This window comes from Streptomyces sp. Ag109_O5-1 (assembly GCF_003814875.1).
Taxonomy (GTDB): Bacteria; Actinomycetota; Actinomycetes; order Streptomycetales; family Streptomycetaceae; genus Streptomyces; species Streptomyces sasae.
This window is the reverse complement of sequence record NZ_RKQF01000001.1, coordinates 2514546-2536125: the sequence shown is the minus strand read 5'-3', so window position 1 is coordinate 2536125 and position 21580 is coordinate 2514546. Positions and strand designations below refer to the sequence as shown.

The following is a 21580-nucleotide window of genomic DNA, read 5'->3' as shown; positions in this document are numbered from 1 at the left end:
CGGCGGCGGCGCCGCCCGGAAGCGCGGGGGGTTCGCCGGGTCAGACCCGGGCGCCGGACAGGCGCTCGACCGCGCGCAGCAGCGCGGAGTGGTCCAGGCCGCCGTCGCCCTGCGCGCGCAGGGACGCGACCAGCTGCGCCACCACGGCACCGACGGGCAGTGCGGCGCCGACGTTGCGGGCCGCGTCGGTCACGATGCCCATGTCCTTGTGGTGCAGGTCGATCCGGAAGCCCGGCTTGAAGTCCCGGCTGAGGAAGTTGTCCTTCTTCCGCGCCAGCACGGTCGAACCGGCCAGGCCGCCGCCCAGGACGTCCAGCGCGGCCGTCAGGTCCACGCCGGACTTCTCCAGGAAGACCACGGCCTCGGCGCACGCCTGGATGTTCACGGCGACGATCAGCTGGTTGGCGGCCTTCACGGTCTGGCCGGAGCCGTGCGGACCGCACAGCACGATGGTCCTGCCCAGCGCCTCGAAGACCGGCTTCGCGGCGTCGAAGTCGGCCTTCCCGCCGCCGACCATGATGGAGAGCACGGCCTCGACGGCGCCGGCCTCACCGCCGGACACGGGCGCGTCCAGGACGCGGATGCCCCTGGCCGCCGCCGCCTTCGCCAGGTCGACCGAGGTCTGCGGGGTGATGGACGACATGTCGATGAGGAGCGCGCCGGACCGGGCGTTGTCGAGGATGCCGTCGGGACCGTACGCGACGGCCTCGACCTGGGGTGACGCGGGCACCATCGTGATGATCACGTCGGCGTCCCGGACCGCCTCGGCGATCGAGGAGGCGGCGGTGCCGCCGGCGGCGGTCAGCCGGTCCAGCTTGTCCCGCTCCAGGGTGAACCCGGTGACGTCGTAACCCGCCTTGAGCAGGTTCTCGGACATGGGGGAGCCCATGATGCCGAGGCCTATCCAGGCGATCGCCGGGCGGGCCGGGCGGGAGGAATCTGCGAGGTTGCTCATGTCGGGGGTGCCTCTCTGACTGCTCGGCAGGGTCGGGGAGTTCAGCGCGCTGCGCGCGGGAGCCACTCGAAGGACTCGGAGCTGGGCCGGTCGCCGGGCTTGTACTCCAGGCCCACCCAGCCGTCGTAACCGGCCTTCCTCAGCAGGTCGAGGAGCTCCTCCAGCGGGAGCGAGCCCGTGCCAGGGGCGCCGCGGCCCGGGCTGTCGGCGATCTGCACATGGCCGGTCCTCGACGCGTACCGCTCGATCACCGACGGCAGGTCCTCGCCGTTCATCGACAGGTGGTAGAGGTCCATGAGGAAGCGCGCGTTGCCGAGTCCCGTCGCCTCGTTCACCCTGTCGACGATCCCGACCGCGGCCGGCGCCGACACCAGCGGATACAGCGGTGACTCCGGTTTGTTCAGTGCCTCGATCAGCAGCACCGCGCCGATCCGGTGGGCCGCCCGCGCCGCGAGGACCAGGTTCTGCAGCGCCAGGGCGTCCTGCTCGGCCGGATCCACGCCGTCGACACGGTTGCCGTACAGGGCGTTGAGGGCCCCGCAGCCGAGCGATCCGGCGAAGTCGGCGGCCACGTCGATGTTGGCGCGGAACCTCTCCGACTCCTCGCCCGGGACCGACAGGGCGCCCCGGTCGGGGCCGGGCAGCCGTCCGGCGTAGAAGTTCAGGCCGTTCAACCGGACGCCCGCGTCCTCGATCGCCCTCTTCAGCGCGTCGAGCTCGGACCGCTCGGGGGTGGGGGAGCCGACCCAGGGCCACCACAGCTCGACCGCGCCGAAGCCGGCCGCGGCGGCGGCCGCGGGGCGTTCCAGGAGCGGGAGTTCCGTGAAGAGGATCGACAGGTTGACGTTGAAGCGCTGCTCTGCGAATCCCATGGGGGCCGGCGCTCCCTTCCGTTTCCAGTGATTCCGTATTGCGGAAGTTTGTTTCTGCTTAACGGAAGACTGCCCGTGGTGAGGGAAGGCTGTCAAGTACTCTGAGGGGGTGGCCCGGTCCAACGACGAGGTCGCCGCGCTGCTCCAGGAGTACGCCGACCTCATCTCGATCACCGGCGGAGACGCGTTCAAGGCGCGCGTCTACGAGAAGGCCGCACGCGCGGTGGGCGGCCATCACGCCGACGTCTCCACCCTCGACCTCAAGGGGCTCCAGGAGATCCCGAACGTCGGGAAGTCCATCGCCCAGAAGGTCCGTGAGTACTTCGACAGCGGCAGCGTGGCCGCCGTCGAGGAGCTGCGCGCGAAGATCCCGGACGGGGTGCGGCGGCTGACGGCCATCCCCACCCTCGGCCCGAAGAAGGCCATGGCGGTCTACGAGGAACTGGGCGTCTCCTCGGTCGAGGAACTCGCCGACGCCATCCGCAGCGAGCGGCTGCGCGACCTCAGGGGCTTCGGGCCGAAGACCGAGGAGAACATCCTGCACGGCATCGAACTGCTCCGGTCCGCCGGCGGGCGGGTGCAGATCGACGTGGCCATGGAGCTGGCCGAGGACATCGTCGGCGCACTCTTCGGGGTGACCGGCTGCGAGCGGTGCGCGTACGCCGGTTCACTGCGCAGGATGCGGGAGACCATCGGCGACATCGACATCCTCGCGGCCGCGGAGAAGTCGGCGCCGATCATGAAGGCGTTCACCGGGCTGCCGTACGTCACCGAGGTCATCGGGCAGGGCGAGACGAAGACCTCCGTACGCACCGGCAAGGGTCTCAACGTCGACCTGCGCGTCGTACCGCCGGACTCCTGGGGTGCGGCCCTCCAGTACTTCACCGGCTCCAAGGCCCACAACATCCGCACCCGCGAACGGGCCGTGCACCAGAAGCTGAAGCTCTCCGAGTACGGGCTCTTCGACGCAGAGAGCGGCGACAAGATCGTCTCCGGGACCGAGGAGGAGGTGTACGCCCGGCTCGGCCTGCCGTGGATCCCGCCGCCGCTGCGCGAGGACCGCGGGGAGATCGAGGCCGGGCTGCGGGACGAACTGCCCGACCTGGTCGCCGAGTCCGACCTCCGCGGCGACCTGCACACCCACACCGACCTCACGGACGGGCTCGCCCCGCTGGAGGAGATGGCCGAGGCCGCCGCCGCGCGCGGCTACGCCTACTACGCGATCACCGACCACGCGCCCGACCTGGCCATGCAGCGCATGACCGACGAGCGGATGCTGGCCCAGCGGGAACGGGCGCGCGAGCTGGACGGCACGTACCCCACCCGCGGCCGGCGCGGCGGGCTGCGGCTGCTGCACGGCACCGAGCTGAACATCGGCCCGGAGGGTGAGGTGGACTGGCCGGACGACTTCCTCGCCGGGTTCGACCTGTGCGTGGCCTCGGTCCACTCGCACTTCAACCAGGGCCGCGAGGCGCTGACCCGGCGGCTGGTGCGGGCCTGCGAGAACCCGTACGTCAACATCATCGGCCACCCCACCACCCGCCTCATGGGCAAGCGGCCCGGCATCGACGCCGACCTGGACGCCGTCTTCGAGGCCTGCGCCCGCACCGGCACCGCCCTGGAGATCAACGCCCACCCGCACCGGCTCGACCTGCGCGACGAGGACATCCTGCGGGCCCGGCGGTACGGTGTGCGGTTCGCCGTCGACAGCGACGCCCACGCCGTCCCGCACCTGGCCAACATGCGCTACGGCATCGGAACCGCCCAGCGCGGCTGGCTCACCGCGGACGACGTGATCAACACCTGGCCGGAGCGGCGGTTGCGCGGCTTCCTGCGCAAGGGCCGGTGAACCGGGCCCGACCGTCGCGTCAACCGTCCGATCAGGGGTACCTGGATACGCGGAGGTAGGTGATGCTCGAAGCCGGCGACATCCGCGAATGGCGCGGTCACGATGTGGTGGACGCGACCGGTCACAAGATCGGCGTCCTGGAATCGGTCTATGTCGACACCGCGACCGACAAGCCCCTGTATGCCACCGTCACGGTAGGGCTGCCCACCCGTCGGCGGCTGGTGTTCGTCCCGCTTGTGAATGCGACCGTCGGTCCCGGCTGTCTGAGGGTCGCCTTCGACAAGGGCGTGGTGAGGAAGGCTCCCGCGATCGACACGGACGGCGAGCTCCCGGCCTCCCGGGAACCCGCGGTCTTTGCGCACTACGACCTCGACTACGCCCCGGGCACCGGCGGCGAGCGCCGGCTCGCCCGGCGGTGAGCCATCGAAGCGTAGGGAGAACCCATGAGTCTGTTTCTGCTGCTGATCCTGGTGGCACTTGTCCTGGGCATCATCGGTTTCGCCGCCCACGGACTGTTCTACCTGCTGATAATCGGTGCCCTGGTGCTGGTCGCCGACCTCGTGCTCGGTGGGTTCCGCTTGAGCCGTCGCGGACGGCACCACCGCATCGCGCGCTGACCGGGAGCTCAGTGCCTCTGAGCGGGCTTCGCCAACTCGGCGTTGAACTGGGCGCCGATCAGCAGGGCCAGATTGGACAGCCACAGCCAGATCAGGAAGACCACAACGCCCGCCAGCGATCCGTACAGACGGTGATAGGTGCCGGCATGAGCGGTGTACACGGCGAATCCGACGGTGACGGCCACCAGGAGTACGACCGCCAGGGTGCCTCCCGGTGCCATCTTCCGGACCGGACGGGAGGGCGCGGGGCCCGAACGGTAGAGCACGAGCACCAGGACGACGGCGACCGCGGCCACCACCGGCCAGCGGAGGGTGCCCCAGGCCTCCTGCGGCCCGGCCCCCAGGTTCAGCGCCGCGCCCAGACGCCGGGTGAGGTCGCCGGTCAGGAAGAACGCGAGGGTGGAGGTGAGGAGGACGGCGATCAGGACGAGGGCCGTCGCGATGATGCGCGGAGCGGTGCGCCAGACCGGCCGGTGCGAACTGACCCGGTGCATGGCGTGCAGCGCCCGGCGGAAGACGCTCAGATAGCTGCTGCCCGACCACAGGGCCGCGGCCCCGCCCAGGAAGATCAGGGTCCAGGCCGTCGACGACTGGTCCGCCATCTGCCGCAGGGTGCTGCGCAGCAGGGCGCGGGACTCCTCCGGGGCGGCCTGCGCCATGTGGTCGATGACCTCGGGTTTGGCCGTGGGGATGGTCAGCCCCAGGATCGAGAGGATCACCAGCAGCACGGGGAACAGGGCCAGGACCGCGTAATAGGTCAGCGCGGCCGCCCAGTCCGTGACGTCGTCGTTCCAGACGGCCACCGGTGTCCTGCGCAGCGCGGCCCACCACCTGGCCGCGCGGCCCTCTGCGTCATCCATGAGACGGATGCTCTCATCCCGGCCGGCCGGCCGAGCCGCTTCTCGCGCCGGGGACGTCGCGCACCCTCCGGGCGAGCCCGGCAGTTGCCGACAGGTCCTGGGGAATGAGCCGGGCGCGGGCATGGCCCGTTCGGTTATGGTCGCCTCGTGACGGATGGACAGGCTCCGTCGAGCCGGGGTGAATGTGCAGGTCAGAGGGTGTTTGGGGATGCAATGCGATTGAAAGTGGAGTTCACGACCGAGCCCTTCGACCTCGACGAGGCCCCCGCACACGCGCTGGTCGCCCGTGAGGTCATCGAGGGGGCGCGGCTGGACGCGGTGGACGTCGGGCCGTTCGGGAACACCGCGGAGGGCGGCGCCGACGCCGTGCTCACCGCCGTGGACGCGCTGCTGCGCCGGGCCCTGGAGGCCGGGGCCACTCGGATCTCGCTCCAGGTCAACGTGGTGGGAGAGGGCGGCGACAAGTGACCGGCAACGGGGACGAGCCCTTCATCACGGCCGTGAAGCCACTGGTCGACGCCATGGGCGGGGAGCTGCTCCCGCCCGATGAGGCCGGCCCTGACGATGTGATCCTCGCCTGGGAGGGCGTCGACGCCGTCGCCGTACGGCTGCCGCAGCTCGCCGACTCCCTCGACCACATCCTGGCCGCCATGGAGCGCAAGCAGGGCAAGCCGCTGGCCGACCTGGACCGCAAGGCGAAGCAGGAGGTCGTGCGCGTGCTGGAGGCGCGGGGCGCCTTCTCCGTGCGCCATGGTGTGGAGACTGTGGCGAGCGCGCTCGGGGTGAGCCGCTTCACCGTCTACAACTACCTGAACCGCGACAAGGAGAGCTGACCGGAGGCTTCACGGGGAGAGTCCCGCCGGACCGCTTCGGTGGGGCGAGCCCGGCGGGAGGCCGGGCCGGAGGGCCTCACGCGGCGAGCCCGGCCGGAGGCTTCGCGGGGACGGAAGGCCGGTGGCCTCTCAGCGAGAGCCGGTCGGCGCCTCCGAGCGGGGGTTGTTACGCGGAATTTTCAACAAAGTGTTGACGTTGGGTCCCGGAGGGCGTTAGCTGACGGCAGTCCGTTCAGCACGAAGGCCGCTCGCGGCCACGGAGGCTCCCGTGACGTCGACTTCCACGCCCCCGGGCCTGGCCCGGTTCAATGATCTGGAGGAGCACGCGGCCTTCGCCGCCCTCCACGAGGCGTGTGCCTCCACGGCATGGGCCCGGCGCCTGCTCGCCGCCCGCCCCTACGCCACCCCCGAGTCCCTCTACCTGGCCAGTGACGCCGCCATGGCCGACCTGACCGGGGCGGACCTGGAGGAGGCCATGGCCGGGCACCCGCCGATCGGCCGCCCCAGGCCGGGCGATCCGACCTCGGCCCGGGAGCAGTCGGGTATGGCCGGCGCCGCCGAAGGGCTCAAGGCGGAAATGCTCGAACTCAACCTGGCCTACCAGGAGAAGTTCGGCCATGTCTTCCTGATCTGCGCCACCGGCCGGACCGGCGAGGAGATGCGCGACGCGGTCAAGGAGCGGATCGGCAACGCGCCCGGACAGGAGCGCGAGATCGTCCGCACCGAGCTGGGAAAGATCAACCGTATCCGGCTGGCCCGGCTCGTCGAAGCAGACTGAAGTCGAAGCAGACCGAAGAGGACGCCTGACACCATGAGCACCAGCACCACCGCCTCCGTGTCCACCCACATCCTGGACACCAGCATCGGCCGCCCCGCCACGGATGTCGCCGTCCGGCTCTCCGCCCGCAGCGGCCGGGAAGCGGACTGGCAGGCGCTCGGCGGCAGCGCGACCGACGCCGACGGCCGGTGCAAGGACCTGCCGGCGCTGCCGGAGGGAACCACCCATGTACGGCTCGACTTCGCGGTGGAGCCGTATTTCGAGAAGTCCGTGAAGAAGCAAGCCGATGCGCAGCAGGACGCCCCCGCGAATCGGGACAGCGGATCCGTGTTCTTCCCGGAGGTGGCGATCACCTTCGCCGTGCACCCCGGGGAGCACTACCACGTGCCGCTGCTGCTCAACCCGTTCGGCTACTCCGTTTACCGAGGGAGCTAGCTACATGGCAGACAATTCCCGCCCTGGCCGCCCTGTGATTCTTGGACAGAACCAGTACGGCAAGGCCGAGAACCGGGTCGTGAAGATCACGCGGGGCGGTGCCACCCACCACATCAAGGACCTCAACGTGTCCGTGTCGCTCTCCGGCGACATGGAAGAGGTCCACTACTCCGGCTCCAACGCCAACGTGCTGCCGACCGACACCACCAAGAACACGGTGTACGCGTTCGCCAAGGAGCACGGCATCGAGTCCGCCGAGCAGTTCGGCATCCACCTCGCCCGCCACTTCGTGACCTCGCAGGAGCCGATCCACCGGGCCCGGATCCGCATCGAGGAGTACGCTTGGGAGCGCATCGAGGCCTCCGACGCGAACTCCGGACGCAGCGGCGCGGACGAGGCCAAGCACTCCTTCGTGCGCAAGGGTCAGGAGACCCGGCTCACCCAGATCACCTACGACGGTGAGTCGTGGGAGGTCGTCTCGGGTCTGAAGGACCTGGTCGTGATGAACTCGACCAACTCCGAGTTCTGGGGCTACGTCAAGGACAAGTACACGACGCTTCCCGAGGCGTACGACCGCATCCTGGCCACCCAGGTCTCCGGCCGCTGGCGGTTCAACTGGACCGATGACGCGCAGGAGATGCCCGACTGGGAGAGGTCCTACGAGCAGACGAAGACGCACATGCTCCAGGCCTTCGCCGAGACCTACTCCCTCTCGCTCCAGCAGACGCTCTACCAGATGGGCGCGCGCATCATCGACAATCGCGCCGAGATCGACGAGGTCCGCTTCTCCCTCCCGAACAAGCACCACTTCCTGGTCGATCTGGAGCCGTTCGGGCTGAAGAACGCCACCGAAGACGGTGCCGTGTACTACGCCGCCGACCGGCCCTACGGCCTGATCGAGGCGACCGTCCTCCGGGACGGCTGCGAGGCGAAGATCCCGGTCGACCTCTCCAACCTCTGACCGACACCTTTTCGGCACCCTCGGCCGCGGAGCCCGTCCTCCCGGCCGGGGCACTCAAATCCCCGGGGTCCTGCCGTGCCCTCACCACAAGTCCACTGAGCGAAAAGGACGAATTCATGGCAGCAGACCGGCGCATCGTCATCGAGAACTGTTCGATCGCGACCGTCGACGCCCACGACACCGAGTACGCGAACGGGTACGTCGTCATCGCCGGCAACCGCATCGAGTCGGTCGGCGAGGGCGGGGCCCCCGAGGGCCTGGAGAACATCGAGCGCCGTATCGACGCCACCGGCCACCTCGTGACCCCCGGCCTGGTCAACACCCACCACCACTACTACCAGTGGATCACCCGGGGCCTGGCCACCGACCACAACCTCTTCAACTGGCTGGTCGCGCTGTACCCGACCTGGGCGCGCATCGACGAGCCGATGGTGTACGCGGCCGCTCAGGGCTCCCTTGCCATGATGGCCCGCGGCGGGGTCACCACCGCGATGGACCACCACTACGTCTACCCGAAGGACTCCGGCGACCTCTCCGGCGCGATCATCCGCGCCGCCCGCGAGACGGGCGTCCGCTTCACCCTCGCCCGCGGTTCCATGGACCGCAGCGAGAAGGACGGCGGCCTGCCCCCGGACTTCGCCGTCGAGACCCTCGAAGGCGCCCTCACCGCCACCGAGGCGACCGTCAAGGAACACCACGACGCCTCCTTCGACGCGATGACCCAGGTGGCCGTGGCCCCCTGCTCGCCCTTCTCCGTCTCCACCGAACTCCTCCGCGAGGGCGCGGAGTTGGCCCGCCGCCTCGGGGTACGGCTGCACACGCACGGCTCGGAGACGGTCGAGGAGGAGAAGTTCTGCCACGAGCTGTTCGGCATGGGCCCGACCGACTACTTCGAGTCCACCGGCTGGCTCGGCGAGGACGTGTGGATGGCGCACTGCGTCCATATGAACGACTCGGACATCGCCGCCTTCGCCCGGACCAGGACCGGTGTGGCGCACTGCCCGTCGTCCAACGCCCGGCTCGCGGCCGGGATCGCCCGCGTCCCCGACATGCTCGCCGCCGGTGTCCCGGTCGGCCTCGGCGTCGACGGCACCGCGTCCAACGAATCCGGCGAACTCCACACCGAACTGCGCAACGCGCTGCTGATCAACCGCCTCGGCGCGCACCGGGAAGCCGCCCTGAACGCCCGCCAGGCGCTGCGCCTGGGCACCTACGGCGGCGCCCAAGTCCTGGGCCGGGCAGGCCAGATCGGCTCCCTCGAACCCGGCAAGCTCGCCGACCTGGTGCTCTGGAAGCTGGATACCCTCGCCCACGCCTCCATCGCCGACCCGGTGACCGCCCTCGTCTTCGGCGCGGCCGCCCCGGTCACCGCCTCCTTCGTGAATGGCCGTCAGATCGTCGAGGACAACCGTCTGTTGCACGTCGACGAGGACGCGATCGCCCGCTCCACCCGGGCCGAGGCCCAACGACTGGCCCGTATCACCCCCCAGTAACACCGCTGCTCCGTGCGGCACATGAACTCCGGTCGGGAGGGACGGCTCCCGGCCGGCAGCCGTGGACCCCGGGATGGGTCCACGGCGGCCGTCACCTGGGCGCGCGCGAACGGTCGTGCGCGCCCAGGAACGGTCACCGTCCTCCCCTCGGGTCCCGCACGACCTGGATCGCACGCACCACCTCCCTGAACCCCGCGTCAGAGCCGACGTGTAACCGACCGGAGGAGAGCCGCCGTGTCCGCGCACCAAGTGCATCCCGTCGACGAGAAGCTTCCGCCCCTGAAAATGGCGGCCACGGGCCTTCAGCACGTGGCCGCCATGTACGCCGGGGTGGTCGCCCCACCCCTGATCGTCGGCGCGGCCATCGGCCTGCCCGGCACCGAACTGACCTTCCTCACCGGGGCCTGCCTCTTCACCGCGGGCCTCGCCACCTTCCTGCAGACCCTCGGCGTCTGGAAGATCGGCGCCCGGCTGCCCTTCGTCAACGGCGTCACCTTCGCCGGGGTCGCCCCGATGACCGCGATAGCCGCCTCCACCCACGACAGGTCGGACGCCCTGCCGGTCATCTTCGGCGCGGTGATCGTCGCCGGCCTTCTCGGCTTCCTCGCCGCCCCGTTCTTCGGCAAGGCGGTCCGCTTCTTCCCGCCCGTCGTCACCGGCACGGTCATCACCCTCATCGGGGTCTCGCTGCTCCCGGTCGCCTTCGGCTGGGCCCAGGGCCCCGACCCCACGGCCGACGACTACGGTTCGGCGAAGTGCCTGGGCCTGGCCGCCGCAACGCTCCTCGTCGTCCTGCTCGTTCGCCGCTTCACCCGCGGCTTCGTGAAGCAGATCGCCGTGCTGATCGGCCTGGTGGCGGGCACGGTCGTCGCCGTCCCGTTCGGGATCACGGACTTCGGCCCGGTCGCGGACGCGGACGTCATCGGCTTCCCTACCCCCTTCCACTTCGGCGTCCCGCAGTTCCAGATCGCCGCGATCCTGTCCATGTGCGTGGTGATGGTGGTCTCGATGACCGAGTCGACCGCGGACATGCTGGCGCTGGGTGAGATCGTCGAACGCCCCGCCGGCGAGCGGACGATCGCGGCCGGGCTGCGCGCCGACACCCTCGGCTCGGCGATCAGCCCGCTGTTCAACGGGTTCATGTGCAGCGCCTTCGCCCAGAACATCGGCCTGGTCGCGATGACCCGGATCCGCAGCCGGTTCGTGGTCGCGGTCGGCGGCGGGTTCCTGGTGCTGATGGGGCTGTGCCCGACGGCCGCCGCGCTGATCGCCGTCGTACCCCGCCCGGTGCTCGGCGGCGCGGGCGTGGTCCTGTTCGGCTCGGTGGCGGCCGGCGGCATCCAGACCCTGGTCAGGGCCGGGCTGGAGAAGGACGAGAACGTCCTGGTCGTCGCCGTCTCGCTCGCCGTCGGCATCGTCCCGATCACCGCTCCGGACTTCTACCACGCCTTCCCGGAGACGGCCCGGATCGTCCTCGACTCGGGCATCTCGACGGGCTGCGTGACGGCCGTACTCCTCAACCTCGTCTTCAACCACCTGGGCCGGCATCGCCCGGCCGCGAGGGGTACGGCGGAGGCCGCCGTACCCCTCCCGCCACCTCATGCGATCTCGTAACTGTCCCCGTACACCTTCCACTTGAGCGGGGTGTCCAGGTCGAGGTTGCCCGCCTTGAGGAAGACCCGCTGGGCCGTCTCGACCCGGCTGACGTCCCGGTGGGCGGCCTCCTGCTTCATCGCCCACACGCGGGCGTCGAGGAAGGCGTTGAGGTACTTCCGCTGCCCGCCGCCGTCCGCCGGGGTGGCCGCGTGCCTGCGGGCGCGATTGCGGATGCCGCCGAAGCTGACGGCGTCCGTGCCGGGGCCGTGCATGACCATCGCGTCGTAGTAGACGAACTGGCCGAGCGTGCCGAGACCGTCCTTCTTGGCGCGCGCCACGGCGGGGGTGAAGTAGACGCGGTCCCGTTCGTGACGCTGCGCCCTGTGGAAGGCCGCCGTCTTCGCCGCCTTCCGCCAGGCCGCCGGGAAGCCGGGGTCGAGGCCCTCGTGGCTGTCGGTGCCGTTCACCATCCGCAGCGCAGGCAGATACTTCGCCAGGGGGTTGTCCGCGTCCCACTCCGTGTACAGCTCGACCAACGTCAGCATGTCGCCCGTACCGGAGCAGAAACCGATGATCCCGCCGGTGTAGCCGCGCCCGTCGCCGATGTCCTCGATGTACTTGTACTGCGCCTTCCAGTTCAGGGACGAGTTCTCCGCGCTGCTCACCAGCCGCATCGCGATGTCCTTCTTGACGGGGTCCGCCAGTCCGGTGGCGTCCGCGGCCTCGGCCGAGGGCAGTTGCGAGGTCAGCAGCGCGGCGCCCACGGCGGCGAACAGGGTGCGACGGGCGGCTCGTGCGTGCAGGATCGGCACAGGTTCTCCCAAGCAGGGTGCTGTCAAAGGATGTTGAGACTGGCGCGGCAACTTGGGAAAGCGGTGGGGTGGCGGTAGGAAGTCACTGTGAGCAGACGGGGGAGTACGACATGAACGAGTCGGGCCGGGTCGAGGCCTTCAGCGACGGGGTCTTCGCCATCGCCGTCACCCTGCTCGTCCTGGACATCAAGGTGCCGAAGGCCGGAGCGGGCGACAGCCTCTGGCAGGCGCTCGGCGAGCAGTGGCCGTCGTACGCCGCCTATGTGGTGAGCTTCCTGGTCATCGGGATCATGTGGGTCAACCACCACCAGGTGTTCAGCTATGTCGCCCGGGTCGACCGGACCCTGATGTTCCTGAACCTGCTGGTGCTGATGGTGGTGTCCGCGGTGCCCTGGCCGACGGCGATGCTCGCCGAATACCTCCGCGAGGACGCCGACTCGCACACGGCGGCGGCCGTCTACAGCCTGGTGATGGTGCTGATGGCGGCCGCGTTCCAGGCCCTGTGGTGGCACCTCACCCGCACGGGCCACCTCTTCGACGCCCGCGTCGACGCCGAGGCGGCCCGCCGCACCCGGGCCCGCTTCGCCCTCGGCTCACTCGGCTACCCGGTCACGCTCGGCCTGGCCTTCGTCTCCGCACCGCTCACTCTGGCCGCGCACGGCCTGCTCGCCCTCTACTACGGCTTCAACCAGGTACCGGTCCCGACCCGCCGGGACCCGGCCACGCCATGAGACTGACGAGCAGGTCCGCCTGCTCGATCGCGTCGTCGAGGGCATGGTGGGTGTGCCGGCGGGCGGAGAGGAGACGCGCGGGCATGGTCCGCTTCGCCACCGCCCGCAGCGGCAGGCCCGCCTTCGTCGCGTACAGCGTCTTCATGTCCAGGCAGCCGGAGTGCCCGAAGGGGCTCGAACCGGTGAACCGGATCAGGTACCAGTACAGGAACGTCCAGTCATACGACGCCGGGTACCCGCACATCACCGGCTGCGCACCCGCGCTCACCTCACCGACCCAGTCGCTGAACTCGGCGAGCGCCAGGGCCGGTTCGGCGCCCTCCACCGCCAGCCGGGCCCGGTCCAGGCCGCTCACCGCGAGCGCCTCGGGCACGAAGTCCTCGCTGATCGGACGTAGTTCCCGGTAGAAGGTGCGCTCTTCCGGGTCTGCCGGGGTGAACCCGTCGGCGTCCTGCGCGCCGGCGACGGCCGCGCCGATGCTCAGCATGGAGTACGGCCCCGGGATCGGGCCGTCGGCCTCGATGTCGACCGAGATGTAGCAGCTTGGCCTGACGCGTCGTGCGGACATGGCCGGATCCTGGCAGCCGGGACCTCGGTGCGCATCCGAATTCAGGGGCGCCGGGTCGCCTGGCAGGGGCTGAGCGCGGGGAGCCGGCCGGTGAAGTACGAGCGTGGCGGGACACCCATCAGGGTGCGGAAGTCCGTCGTCATGTGCGATTGGTCGAAGTAGCCCGTGGCCGCGGCCAGTTCGGACCAGCCGGCGCTGCCCGCCCGGGTGGCGACCGCGCGGACGCGGTCGATACGGGCGTAGTGCTTCGGGGAGACTCCGACCCCGTCGGCAAACAGGTTGCGCAACTGGCGTTCGCTGACGGCCAGTTCCCGGGCCACGTCCCGCACCTGGGCGGGCGCCCGGTCCATCCGCACCGACAACGCCTCGACGCCCGCCCGCAGCAGCGATGTCCGGGCCGGATCCAGCTGTTCCGAGAGCAGCTCGGGCAGTACCTCGGTCATGCGCGGCAGCGCCTCCACGGGGTCCAGCCAGCGCACCTCACGCGCGAACCGGCGGGCCACCCCGCCGGGCAGCCGGTCCAGCGGCACCACTTGGCCGACCAGCCCGTCGGCCGGAACTCCCAGCAGGGGCCGGGCCGTTCCCGGCGCGAGGCGCAGCTCCACGCAGGCGAGGTCGCCCTTGCCCTCGTGGTAGCTCGCCCGTACCCGCGGCCCGACGGCCAGCACGTCCCGCCGTCCGTCCCCCGCCACTCGCAGCACCACCTTGGTCACCGCGTCGGGCAGATGCACGAACGTCCCTTCGGGCGGCTCGGTGAAGGACATGGTCCGCACCTCGGCGATCCACGGGCGCAGTGCCTCGGGCAGGGTCTGAAGCGGCTTGGCGATGGTCATCGGCACCCTTCCACCGTAAGCGCCCGGCACCCCCGCCGGGGCGGGCCGGCCGTGCCGGAATTTCCAAGAGCCGAGCGGCCCGGCCGCCTCACCGTGGATCGCATGATTCTGGTGACGGGTGCCACGGGCACCATCGGAAGTGAAGTCGTACGGCAACTGGCCGGGCGGGGTGCCAAGGTGCGCGCGCTCACTCGGGATCCGGCCAGGGCGCAGATCCCCGCCGGGGTGGAGGCGGTGCGCGGGGACTATACGGACCCGGTGTCCGTGGATCCCGCGCTGGCCGGTGCCACGGCCGTGTTCCTGCTCCGTCCGCCCGGCCCCGACGAGGGACAGGACGCGGCGCTGGTCGCCTCGGCCCGGGCCGCGGGCGTCGAGCGGCTCGTGAAGCTCTCCGCCATCGCCACCGGCGATGCGGATGCCGGTCCCTCCTCGATGTGGCACGTGGACGGGGAGCGGGCCGTGCGGGACAGCGGGCTCGCCTGGACGGTGCTGCGGCCTTCGTCGTTCGCCTCCAACGTGCTGACCTGGCTCCCGGCGCTCCGTGCGGGCGAGGCGGTGCCCAATATGACCGGGGACGGGGCGTCGGGTGTCATCGATCCGCGCGACATCGCCGAAGTGGCGGTGCGGGCCCTGCTCGACGCCGGGCACGCGGGGCGGACGTACACGCTGACCGGTCCCGAGGCGATCAGCGTCCCCGGCCAGGCCGGCGTGCTCGCCGAGGTCCTGGGCCGCCCGGTCCCGACCCGGGACCTGTCCCCGGACGAGACCCGGGACTTCCTCCGCACGGCGTGGGGCATGGACGCGCGCCAGGCCGATGGCGCCCTGAACGGCCTGGCGTTCGTCCGCGCCGGAGGCAACGCGGTGGTCACCGAGGACGTGTCCGAGGCGCTGGGCCGGCCGGCCCGGTCCTTCCGGACCTGGGCCGAGGACAACAAGGGGCTCTTCGAGGTGGGCTGAGGCACCGCCGCACCGGCACCGCTGTTCCTGTGCGCGGCCACGCCCCGTTTCACCGGTTCCGCGGCCGCAGCATCGCCCCGGCAAGCGCCAGGGCCGTCACCGCGATCCCGGTCGCCACCCGGAACGCCAGCCGGTAGCCCTCCGCCGTGGCCGGGACCAGCTCCGTGCCCCGGGCCAGCAGGGTGTCCGTACGGCTCGCCGCCAGCGTGGACAGCGCCGCGAGCCCCAGTGAACCGCCCACCACCTGCGTGGTGTTGAAGAGCCCTGAGGCCAGACCGGCGTCCTCCTCGGGGGCGCCGGACATGGCCAGACCGGTCAGCGGGGGCATCGCGGCGGCGAACCCGGCCGCGAGGAGCAGCATGGGCGGCAGCACGTCGGCCGCGTAGGAACCGTCGGCGCGGGCCCGGCTGAGCAGCGCCATGCCGCCGGCGATCAGGACCAGCCCGGTCAGCAGCACCGGATACGCCCCGAAGCGGCCGACCGTCCGCGCGGACAGGGTCATCATCAGGAGCCCGATCACCAGGGGCGCCGGCAGGAAGGCAAAGCCGGTGGTCAACTCGTCGAAGCCCAGGACGCGTTGGATGTAGAGCGCGCCGATGAACTGGAAGCCGTACATCGTCGCGATCATCAGGATCTGCACGGCGTTCGCGCCGGTCAGCAGCCGGGAACGGAACAGTCTCGGGCGCAGCAGCGGGCGTTCGGTACGCGTCTGGCGGACGGCGAACGCCACGAAGAGGGTGAGGGCGAGCGCCGCCAGCAGCAGGGTCGCGGTCCTGCCGCGGTCACCGGAGCCGACGATGACGTACACCGTGAGCATCAGCGCACCGGTGACCAGTGCCGCCCCTGGGTAGTCGGCGCCGTCGCGGAGTCCGGGGCCGGGCTCCGGGGAGGGCTCCGGGGACAGCACCCGGACCGCCGCCAGCCAGGCGACGACGCCGATCGGCAGATTGATCAGGAAGATCCAGTGCCAGCTCAGCGCCTGGGTGAGCGCCCCGCCGAGGAACGTGCCCAGCGTGGCCCCGCCCGCCCCGACCGCACTGAACACCGCGATGGCGCGGGCCTGTTCGCGCGGCTCCGGGAAGAGGGCCACCAGCATGCCGAGCACCACCGCCGACGCCATCGCCCCGCCCACACCCTGGACGGCCCGCGCCGCGACGAGCAGTGCCCGGCTCGTCGCCAGCCCGCACAGCACGGAGGCCACGGTGAACACGGCGATCCCGGCCGTGAACATCCGCTTCCGGCCCAGCAGGTCACCCAGCCGGCCGGCCAGCAGCAGAAGCCCGCCGAACGGGATCAGATAGGCGTTCACCACCCAGGCCAGCCCCGCCCCCGAGAAGCCCAGGTCCGTTTGCATCGCGGGCATCGCCACGGTCACGATGGTGCCGTCCAGGATCGTCATGAGGGCTCCCGCGCACAGCACGACCAGAGAGGCCCAGCGGGAGTATGTTCGGTGCGGCGTTCGTGTCCGTGACGAGGTGAGGGCCGTCATGGCGGCGTGGCCTCCGATTTTCCGTAGTCTCCAGGGGAACCGCCGGTTTCCGACGGGGTCTTGGTGCACGACTTGTAACGGAGTACATCGTGGGTGACCATGGAGGCCGGCGTAAGGAGGCAGGTCGATGTCCCTGAGGAACACCGGTGTTACGTCGCAGGTCGTGAACGCGCACGCGTGCCCGGTCCGCGAGGTTCTTGACAGGGTGGCCGGCAAATGGAGCGTCCAGATCCTGGTCGCGGCCTCACACGGCCCCATCCGCTTCACCGAGCTGGAGCGCGGTATCGAGGGCATCAGCCGTCGGATGCTCACCCTCACGCTGCGCAACCTGGAGCGCGACGGACTGGTGACCCGCACCGTCCATCCGACGGTGCCCCCGAAGGTGGAGTACGAACTCACTCCGGTGGCCTATGAGCTGCACGAGACCTTGCAGCGGCTGACGGACTGGGCCGAGCGCAACCGCGGGTACATCGCACAGGCGCGGGCGGTCTACGACGCCGAGCACAATCCCGAACTGCTCGACGCGTAGACGGAGTTCGCGGGGTTCTAGAGCCCGAAAAGCTCCGGGTCCGAAGTGAGTTCCTTGAAGATCTCACGCGGATCGGCCACCAGCTTCCGGGCCTTCAGGTCCAGCAGCCCGCCGACCGCGTCGACCTCGGCGGCCGGTGTGCCGTCCGCCTTGGTCATCGTCTGGCGTATCCGGAACGTCTTGCCGCCGCTCCACTCGAACGCACAGGTCACATCGACCTCGTCACCGGCGAGCAGCTCCCGCTTGTACCGGATGGTCGTCTCCAGTGCCACCGGGCCCACGCCCCGGCCTATCAGCCGGGCCTGGCTGACCCCGGCCGCCTGCAGCAGCGACCAGCGGGCGTGCTCCGCGTAGTTGATGTACACCGCCTGGTTCAGATGGCCCTGTACATCGGTCTCGTAACCACGGACCGTGACGCGGACGGAATACGGTTCGCTCACGACTTCCCCTTCTCGTGTACGGCGCACTGATCTTCCGTCTGCATCCTGGCACGCCCGTCACACCCGGCGCGGCGATGCCAGCAGATAGCGCGTTCTGGTCCGGGGCTCCGTGTACTCGCCGGTCTGCCAGCCGGCCCGCTCCAGCGTGGCCTCGCACGCCCGCAACCGCTCGCCGTCCGCTTCGTACACGGCGACCGCCTCCGGCTGCGGGGTCGCCCGGACCCGGTAGCCGGCGCGGTCCGGCCCCTCGGGCGGATGCCCGGCCGCCTCCAGGGCGAGCGCGGCGGCCCGCACCAGATGCGCACGCTCCCAGCCGCACGGCCGGTCCACGGCGGCGTCGGGATTGGTCATCCGGCGCAGCTCCAGCAGCCCCTGCCAGGCGCTGTGCACCTCACGTGCGCGGGCGGGCCCGTCGTCGGCCGTCTCCGCACCGCCGACGCGCGGGGCGAACACCCCGTTTGGCTCCGGCCGGGCCGCCGCCTGGGGTTGCGGAGCCGCGTCCCGTGTCCGGTGCCCCGCGGGCGTCAGGAAGTGGTCGTGCGGCGGCCGCGGGTGCCGGAAGGCGAGGCCGTGCCTCACCAGCGCCGCCAGCTGTGCCTCCGTACCCCGCAGCCGCCCGGTGACCGGGTCGGCGGCGTCGATGACCCGCCGTTGCGCGGCGGTGGGTGGTCGGGTCACGGCGTGCTCCTTCCCGGTGCCGAGCGGTACTGATCCCTTCTCCGAAGGCTACGACCGGGGACTGACAGCGGGGTCCCGCTAGGTGCCGGGCCGGGTGTTCCACCCCGCGATCACCGGCCGTGCGTGTTCCGTGCCCAGTCGGCTCAGCGTCCCGGTCGCCAGCTGGAAGAGGGCCCCCTGGGACGGGGGCAGGCCGAGGCGGCGGGCGGTCAGGACGCGCAGGAAGTGGCCGTGGGCCACCAGCAGCACGACGCCCTCCGTGTTCGCGAGGGCCGCGTCGACCTTGGCCAGCATCCGGTCGGCGCGCTCCCCGACCTGCTCCGGGGTCTCCCCGGGATGCTCCGGCGGACCGGGCGCCACCCCGTCCGTGAACAGGAACCAGCCCGGCCGGGTGCGCTGGATCTCCATGGTGGTCACGCCCTCGTAGCCGCCGTAGTCCCATTCCCGCAGATCGGAGTCCACGCGCGCGTCGGGCACCCCGATCAGCTCGGCGGTCTCCCGGGCCCGCTGGAGCGGGCTGACGAAGGCGGCGCCGATGCGGTGCGAGCGGATCAACGGCACCAGCCGCTGCGCCTCCGCCCGCCCGTGCTCGGTGAGCGGCACGTCGGTCCAGCTGGTATGCCGTCCGGACCGCGACCACTCGGTCTCACCGTGCCGGACGAGAAAGAGATCACCCATGGCTCAGAGGCTAAGAGCCCAGTGTTCCAGTTCGGCGAACTCCCGCGCCCGTAGGCCGTGCCGAGGATCGACCGGAAGGAGCAGTGCCGGGCCGTCGTGATGCTCGGCGACATGACGGACATCGCTTCCGGTGACCATGTCGTCCACCCACACGAACGGCCGTCCCGCCGTCCACTCCACGACGGTCCGGGTCTTCCAGTACAGCCCGTCCGGGTCTTCGGCGAACAGCTCCGGCCACTCGATGACGGGCAGTTCGGGCAGCCCGATGACCGGCCCGATCATCTCGTTGGCCTGATGCATCCAGGTGGTGGCCCAGGCGAGCTCGTACGGCAGCGCGAGCAGCCGGGCCCCGTGCCCCGGGTGCAGCCGCACCCGCAGCCCCCTGCGCAGCTTCCGGGAGCCGGGCTTCTGACGGGAGGACCAGTTGGCGGGGTGCTGCCTGCGGGTCACATACCCGCGGTGCCACAGGAACCTGGCCCGGAACGGGTTGAGGGGGCCGTCGACGTCGAGGAGGAGCAGCGGACGCTGGGTCATGGGGACGGGTTACCCGGGGGAGCGGGGCCGTCGCACCTGGCACGGCACATTCGGCCCGCTCCCGGTCCCGTGATCCCAGGGCGCCCGCCCGAACTCCGCCCTGCCCGCGGGCCCCGCCCGCGCCCTCACGCCCGGGCATGCGTGCCGGGGGAGCCGGCCGCTACTGCCGATAGCCGCTCAGGAACCGCCCGATCCGGCCGATCGCCGTCTCCAGGTCCTCCGCGTGGGGGAGGGTGAGGATCCGGAAGTGGTCGGTGGTGGGCCAGTTGAAGCCGGTGCCCTGGACGACCTGGATCTTCTCCTGCAGCAGCAGGTCCAGGACGAACTTCTCGTCGTCGTGGATCGGGTGGACCTTGGGGTCGATGCGCGGGAACGCGTAGAGGGCGCCCTTCGGCTTGACGCAGGAGACGCCCGGGATCTCGTTGAGCTTCTCCCAGGCCACCGTGCGCTGGTCGTACAACCGGCCGCCGGGGGCGGTGAGTTCGCGGATGGACTGGCGGCCGCCGAGCGCGGCCTGGATCGCGTACTGGGCGGGCGCGTTGGCGCACAGCCGCATGGAGGCCAGCATGGTGAGGCCCTCCAGGTAGTCCTTCGCGTGCTGCTTCGGGCCGGTGACGACCAGCCAGCCCGAGCGGAAGCCGGCCACGCGGTAGGTCTTGGACAGGCCGCAGAAGGTGAGGACGACCAGGTCGGGGGCGAGGGCGGCGGTCGAGTGGTGGACGGCGTCGTCGTACAGGATCTGGTCGTAGATCTCGTCCGCGAAGACCATCAGGCCGTGCCGGCGGGCCAGGTCGAGGATGCCCTCCACGATCTCCTTCGGGTAGACGGCGCCGGTCGGGTTGTTGGGGTTGATGATGACCACGGCCTTGGTGCGGTCCGTGATCTTCGACTCCATGTCGGCCAGGTCCGGGTACCACTCGGACTGCTCGTCGCAGAGGTAGTGCACCGCCTTGCCGCCGGCGAGGGTCGTCACGGCGGTCCAGAGGGGGAAGTCCGGGGCCGGGATCAGGATCTCGTCCCCGTCCTCCACCAGCGCCTGTACGGCCATGGAGACCAGCTCCGAGACGCCGTTGCCGAGGAAGACGTCGTCGACGCCGACCTCCAGGCCCAGCGTCTGGTAGCGCCCCGCCACGGCCCGGCGGGCGGAGAGGATGCCACGCGAGTCCGTGTAGCCGTGCGCCTGCGGGAGCATCCGGATCATGTCCTGGAGGATCTCCTCCGGCGCCTCGAAGCCGAACAGCGCGGGGTTGCCGGTGTTCAGGCGCAGCACGCTGTGGCCCGCCTCCTCCAGCGCGTTGGCGTGCTCGATCACCGGTCCGCGGATCTCGTAACAGACCTCGCTGAGCTTGTTGGACTGCCGGAACTCCATGCGCCCCTCCGGAAACTCGTGTTGCTTGGTTTTACCAAGTAGGAGCTTGGAAAGTCCAACATCTTGTCTAGACTGCGTCGCATGTCACCTCGCCGAAGCTACGACCAGTACTGTTCCGCAGCCCGCGCGCTCGACGTCGTCGGCGACCGCTGGACCCTGCTGATCGTCCGCGAACTGCTCGCCGGTCCCCGCCGCTACACGGACCTGCACGCGGATCTGCCCGGGGTCAGCACGGACGTCCTCGCCTCCCGGCTGAAGGACATGGAGCGGGACGGGCTCACGACCAGGCGGCGGCTGCCTCCGCCGGGCGCGGCGTATGTCTACGAACTCACCGGGCGAGGGCGCGAGTTGCTGCCGGTGCTGCAGGCACTGGGCAAGTGGGGGGAGCCGGAACTGGGCGAACGCCGGCCCACGGACGCGGTGCGCGCCCACTGGTTCGCGCTGCCGCTGCTGCGGTCCCTGGAGGGTGAGGGGCTGGTCGAAGTCCGGCTGGAGGAGGGGGACTTCCATGTCCACGTGGGCGCGGAGGACGGCCCGGTGTACGGCGACGGTCCGGCCCCCGCCGAGCCCGACGTGCGGCTGCTGCTCGACACGGAGACCTGTACGGCCCTGGCCCGCGGCGAGCTGACGCTGTCGGACGTGGTGCGGGCGGGGCGGGTGACGGTGACCGGGGACGGGTCCCTGGCCAAGGAGCTGCGGGAGGTGTGACGGCC

Annotated in this window: 26 protein-coding genes; 14 read left to right on the top strand and 12 right to left on the bottom strand. The window is 70.9% G+C overall.

Features of this window, described 5'->3' with window-relative positions; translation table 11 throughout:
- Positions 1-40: 40 nt before the first annotated feature.
- Complete coding sequence (locus tag EDD90_RS11330; RefSeq protein WP_123972893.1) at positions 41-955, bottom strand: 2-hydroxy-3-oxopropionate reductase; 915 nt, start codon at positions 953-955, stop codon at positions 41-43.
- A gap of 41 nt (positions 956-996) precedes the next feature.
- Complete coding sequence (locus EDD90_RS11325) at positions 997-1827, bottom strand: TIM barrel protein (RefSeq protein ID WP_123972892.1); 831 nt, start codon at positions 1825-1827, stop codon at positions 997-999.
- A 109-nt stretch (positions 1828-1936) separates the two neighbouring features.
- Here EDD90_RS11325 and polX point away from each other — a divergent pair, with 109 nt between their 5' ends.
- The 3 genes from polX to EDD90_RS55300 all read left to right on the top strand — a co-directional run bounded on the left by polX (position 1937) and on the right by EDD90_RS55300 (position 4293).
- Entirely contained in the window at positions 1937-3676 is a 1740-nt protein-coding gene (polX, locus tag EDD90_RS11320) for a DNA polymerase/3'-5' exonuclease PolX (protein WP_123972891.1), read from the top strand.
- Positions 3677-3738: 62 nt separating this feature from the next.
- Entirely contained in the window at positions 3739-4095 is a 357-nt protein-coding gene (locus EDD90_RS11315; RefSeq protein WP_123972890.1) for a PRC-barrel domain-containing protein, read from the top strand.
- A gap of 24 nt (positions 4096-4119) precedes the next feature.
- The gene (locus EDD90_RS55300; RefSeq protein WP_185149040.1) at positions 4120-4293 is read left to right on the top strand and encodes a hypothetical protein; all 174 of its coding nucleotides are present in this window, start codon (positions 4120-4122) and stop codon (positions 4291-4293) included.
- Positions 4294-4301: 8 nt separating this feature from the next.
- Here EDD90_RS55300 and EDD90_RS11310 read toward each other — a convergent pair whose 3' ends face one another.
- On the bottom strand, positions 4302-5153 hold the full coding sequence (locus EDD90_RS11310; protein WP_123972889.1) for a YihY/virulence factor BrkB family protein: 852 nt from the start codon (positions 5151-5153) through the stop codon (positions 4302-4304).
- Between the two features lie 213 nt (positions 5154-5366).
- On the opposite strand from EDD90_RS11310, the gene EDD90_RS11305 reads away from it, so the two are divergent.
- The 7 genes from EDD90_RS11305 to EDD90_RS11275 all read left to right on the top strand — a co-directional run bounded on the left by EDD90_RS11305 (position 5367) and on the right by EDD90_RS11275 (position 11267).
- Entirely contained in the window at positions 5367-5621 is a 255-nt protein-coding gene (locus tag EDD90_RS11305; RefSeq protein WP_123972888.1) for a hypothetical protein, read from the top strand.
- A complete protein-coding gene (locus tag EDD90_RS11300) occupies positions 5618-5986 on the top strand; it encodes a helix-turn-helix domain-containing protein (protein ID WP_123972887.1) in 369 nt (122 codons plus the stop codon). The genes EDD90_RS11305 and EDD90_RS11300 overlap by 4 nt, the downstream gene beginning before the upstream one ends.
- Before the next feature lie 268 nt (positions 5987-6254).
- Positions 6255-6764, top strand: coding sequence for a 2-oxo-4-hydroxy-4-carboxy-5-ureidoimidazoline decarboxylase (gene uraD, locus EDD90_RS11295; RefSeq protein WP_123972886.1), 510 nt, complete (start codon positions 6255-6257; stop codon positions 6762-6764).
- Positions 6765-6797: 33 nt separating this feature from the next.
- A complete protein-coding gene (gene uraH, locus EDD90_RS11290) occupies positions 6798-7199 on the top strand; it encodes a hydroxyisourate hydrolase (protein WP_123972885.1) in 402 nt (133 codons plus the stop codon).
- A gap of 4 nt (positions 7200-7203) precedes the next feature.
- Complete coding sequence (pucL, locus tag EDD90_RS11285; RefSeq protein ID WP_123972884.1) at positions 7204-8160, top strand: factor-independent urate hydroxylase; 957 nt, start codon at positions 7204-7206, stop codon at positions 8158-8160.
- 116 nt (positions 8161-8276) lie between these two features.
- Positions 8277-9653: an 8-oxoguanine deaminase gene (locus EDD90_RS11280; protein WP_123972883.1), complete on the top strand. Its 1377-nt coding sequence runs from the start codon at positions 8277-8279 to the stop codon at positions 9651-9653.
- A gap of 285 nt (positions 9654-9938) precedes the next feature.
- Positions 9939-11267 (top strand): nucleobase:cation symporter-2 family protein, encoded by a 1329-nt coding sequence (locus EDD90_RS11275; protein ID WP_123981150.1) that lies wholly within the window; start codon positions 9939-9941, stop codon positions 11265-11267.
- Here EDD90_RS11275 and EDD90_RS11270 read toward each other — a convergent pair.
- Positions 11252-12061, bottom strand: a complete 810-nt coding sequence (locus EDD90_RS11270) for a chitosanase (protein WP_260327805.1) — start codon at positions 12059-12061, stop codon at positions 11252-11254. The two genes, EDD90_RS11275 and EDD90_RS11270, sit on opposite strands and share 16 nt — an antisense overlap.
- A 110-nt stretch (positions 12062-12171) precedes the next feature.
- Here EDD90_RS11270 and EDD90_RS11265 point away from each other — a divergent pair, with 110 nt between their 5' ends.
- Positions 12172-12792 (top strand): TMEM175 family protein, encoded by a 621-nt coding sequence (locus EDD90_RS11265; protein ID WP_123972881.1) that lies wholly within the window; start codon positions 12172-12174, stop codon positions 12790-12792.
- Here the strand turns inward: EDD90_RS11265 and EDD90_RS11260 are convergent.
- Positions 12746-13360 (bottom strand): 3'-5' exoribonuclease, encoded by a 615-nt coding sequence (locus tag EDD90_RS11260; RefSeq protein ID WP_123972880.1) that lies wholly within the window; start codon positions 13358-13360, stop codon positions 12746-12748. The two genes, EDD90_RS11265 and EDD90_RS11260, sit on opposite strands and share 47 nt — an antisense overlap.
- Before the next feature lie 41 nt (positions 13361-13401).
- Complete coding sequence (locus EDD90_RS11255; RefSeq protein ID WP_123981148.1) at positions 13402-14193, bottom strand: AraC family transcriptional regulator; 792 nt, start codon at positions 14191-14193, stop codon at positions 13402-13404.
- A 93-nt stretch (positions 14194-14286) separates the two neighbouring features.
- Here EDD90_RS11255 and EDD90_RS11250 point away from each other — a divergent pair, with 93 nt between their 5' ends.
- Complete coding sequence (locus tag EDD90_RS11250; protein WP_123972879.1) at positions 14287-15150, top strand: NAD(P)H-binding protein; 864 nt, start codon at positions 14287-14289, stop codon at positions 15148-15150.
- A 49-nt stretch (positions 15151-15199) separates the two neighbouring features.
- On the opposite strand, the gene EDD90_RS11245 is transcribed toward EDD90_RS11250, so the two are convergent.
- The gene (locus EDD90_RS11245) at positions 15200-16639 is read right to left on the bottom strand and encodes an MFS transporter (protein ID WP_123972878.1); all 1440 of its coding nucleotides are present in this window, start codon (positions 16637-16639) and stop codon (positions 15200-15202) included.
- A 127-nt stretch (positions 16640-16766) separates the two neighbouring features.
- Here EDD90_RS11245 and EDD90_RS11240 point away from each other — a divergent pair, with 127 nt between their 5' ends.
- On the top strand, positions 16767-17168 hold the full coding sequence (locus EDD90_RS11240) for a helix-turn-helix domain-containing protein (RefSeq protein WP_185149039.1): 402 nt from the start codon (positions 16767-16769) through the stop codon (positions 17166-17168).
- A gap of 17 nt (positions 17169-17185) precedes the next feature.
- Here the strand turns inward: EDD90_RS11240 and EDD90_RS11235 are convergent, their stop codons facing one another.
- The 5 genes from EDD90_RS11235 to EDD90_RS11215 all read right to left on the bottom strand — a co-directional run bounded on the left by EDD90_RS11235 (position 17186) and on the right by EDD90_RS11215 (position 20867).
- Positions 17186-17608 carry a thioesterase family protein gene (locus EDD90_RS11235; RefSeq protein ID WP_123972877.1) on the bottom strand — a complete coding sequence of 141 codons (423 nt, stop codon included), beginning with the start codon at positions 17606-17608 and terminating at the stop codon, positions 17186-17188.
- Between the two features lie 57 nt (positions 17609-17665).
- Complete coding sequence (locus EDD90_RS11230; RefSeq protein ID WP_123972876.1) at positions 17666-18286, bottom strand: hypothetical protein; 621 nt, start codon at positions 18284-18286, stop codon at positions 17666-17668.
- A gap of 78 nt (positions 18287-18364) precedes the next feature.
- Entirely contained in the window at positions 18365-18964 is a 600-nt protein-coding gene (locus tag EDD90_RS11225) for a histidine phosphatase family protein (protein ID WP_123972875.1), read from the bottom strand.
- Between the two features lie 3 nt (positions 18965-18967).
- Complete coding sequence (locus EDD90_RS11220) at positions 18968-19498, bottom strand: hypothetical protein (protein ID WP_123972874.1); 531 nt, start codon at positions 19496-19498, stop codon at positions 18968-18970.
- 160 nt (positions 19499-19658) lie between these two features.
- On the bottom strand, positions 19659-20867 hold the full coding sequence (locus EDD90_RS11215) for a pyridoxal phosphate-dependent aminotransferase (protein ID WP_123972873.1): 1209 nt from the start codon (positions 20865-20867) through the stop codon (positions 19659-19661).
- 81 nt (positions 20868-20948) lie between these two features.
- Between EDD90_RS11215 and EDD90_RS11210 the strand changes: the two genes are divergently transcribed.
- Entirely contained in the window at positions 20949-21575 is a 627-nt protein-coding gene (locus tag EDD90_RS11210) for a winged helix-turn-helix transcriptional regulator (RefSeq protein WP_123972872.1), read from the top strand.
- Positions 21576-21580 lie beyond the last annotated feature (5 nt).

What these genes read in the sequence shown, in the direction of transcription:
- EDD90_RS11330 (WP_123972893.1), bottom strand. Translation starts at nt 955, where the DNA reads ATGAGCAACCTCGCAGATTCCTCCCGCCCGGCCCGCCCGGCGATCGCC.
- EDD90_RS11325 (WP_123972892.1), bottom strand. Translation starts at nt 1,827, where the DNA reads ATGGGATTCGCAGAGCAGCGCTTCAACGTCAACCTGTCGATCCTCTTC.
- EDD90_RS11315 (WP_123972890.1), top strand. Translation starts at nt 3,739, where the DNA reads ATGCTCGAAGCCGGCGACATCCGCGAATGGCGCGGTCACGATGTGGTG.
- EDD90_RS55300 (WP_185149040.1), top strand. Translation starts at nt 4,120, where the DNA reads ATGAGTCTGTTTCTGCTGCTGATCCTGGTGGCACTTGTCCTGGGCATC.
- EDD90_RS11310 (WP_123972889.1), bottom strand. Translation starts at nt 5,153, where the DNA reads ATGGATGACGCAGAGGGCCGCGCGGCCAGGTGGTGGGCCGCGCTGCGC.
- EDD90_RS11305 (WP_123972888.1), top strand. Translation starts at nt 5,367, where the DNA reads ATGCGATTGAAAGTGGAGTTCACGACCGAGCCCTTCGACCTCGACGAG.
- uraH (WP_123972885.1), top strand. Translation starts at nt 6,798, where the DNA reads ATGAGCACCAGCACCACCGCCTCCGTGTCCACCCACATCCTGGACACC.
- pucL (WP_123972884.1), top strand. Translation starts at nt 7,204, where the DNA reads ATGGCAGACAATTCCCGCCCTGGCCGCCCTGTGATTCTTGGACAGAAC.
- EDD90_RS11280 (WP_123972883.1), top strand. Translation starts at nt 8,277, where the DNA reads ATGGCAGCAGACCGGCGCATCGTCATCGAGAACTGTTCGATCGCGACC.
- EDD90_RS11275 (WP_123981150.1), top strand. Translation starts at nt 9,939, where the DNA reads ATGGCGGCCACGGGCCTTCAGCACGTGGCCGCCATGTACGCCGGGGTG.
- EDD90_RS11265 (WP_123972881.1), top strand. Translation starts at nt 12,172, where the DNA reads ATGAACGAGTCGGGCCGGGTCGAGGCCTTCAGCGACGGGGTCTTCGCC.
- EDD90_RS11260 (WP_123972880.1), bottom strand. Translation starts at nt 13,360, where the DNA reads ATGTCCGCACGACGCGTCAGGCCAAGCTGCTACATCTCGGTCGACATC.
- EDD90_RS11255 (WP_123981148.1), bottom strand. Translation starts at nt 14,193, where the DNA reads ATGACCATCGCCAAGCCGCTTCAGACCCTGCCCGAGGCACTGCGCCCG.
- EDD90_RS11245 (WP_123972878.1), bottom strand. Translation starts at nt 16,639, where the DNA reads ATGACGGCCCTCACCTCGTCACGGACACGAACGCCGCACCGAACATAC.
- EDD90_RS11240 (WP_185149039.1), top strand. Translation starts at nt 16,767, where the DNA reads ATGTCCCTGAGGAACACCGGTGTTACGTCGCAGGTCGTGAACGCGCAC.
- EDD90_RS11225 (WP_123972875.1), bottom strand. Translation starts at nt 18,964, where the DNA reads ATGGGTGATCTCTTTCTCGTCCGGCACGGTGAGACCGAGTGGTCGCGG.
- EDD90_RS11220 (WP_123972874.1), bottom strand. Translation starts at nt 19,498, where the DNA reads ATGACCCAGCGTCCGCTGCTCCTCCTCGACGTCGACGGCCCCCTCAAC.
- EDD90_RS11215 (WP_123972873.1), bottom strand. Translation starts at nt 20,867, where the DNA reads ATGGAGTTCCGGCAGTCCAACAAGCTCAGCGAGGTCTGTTACGAGATC.
- EDD90_RS11210 (WP_123972872.1), top strand. Translation starts at nt 20,949, where the DNA reads ATGTCACCTCGCCGAAGCTACGACCAGTACTGTTCCGCAGCCCGCGCG.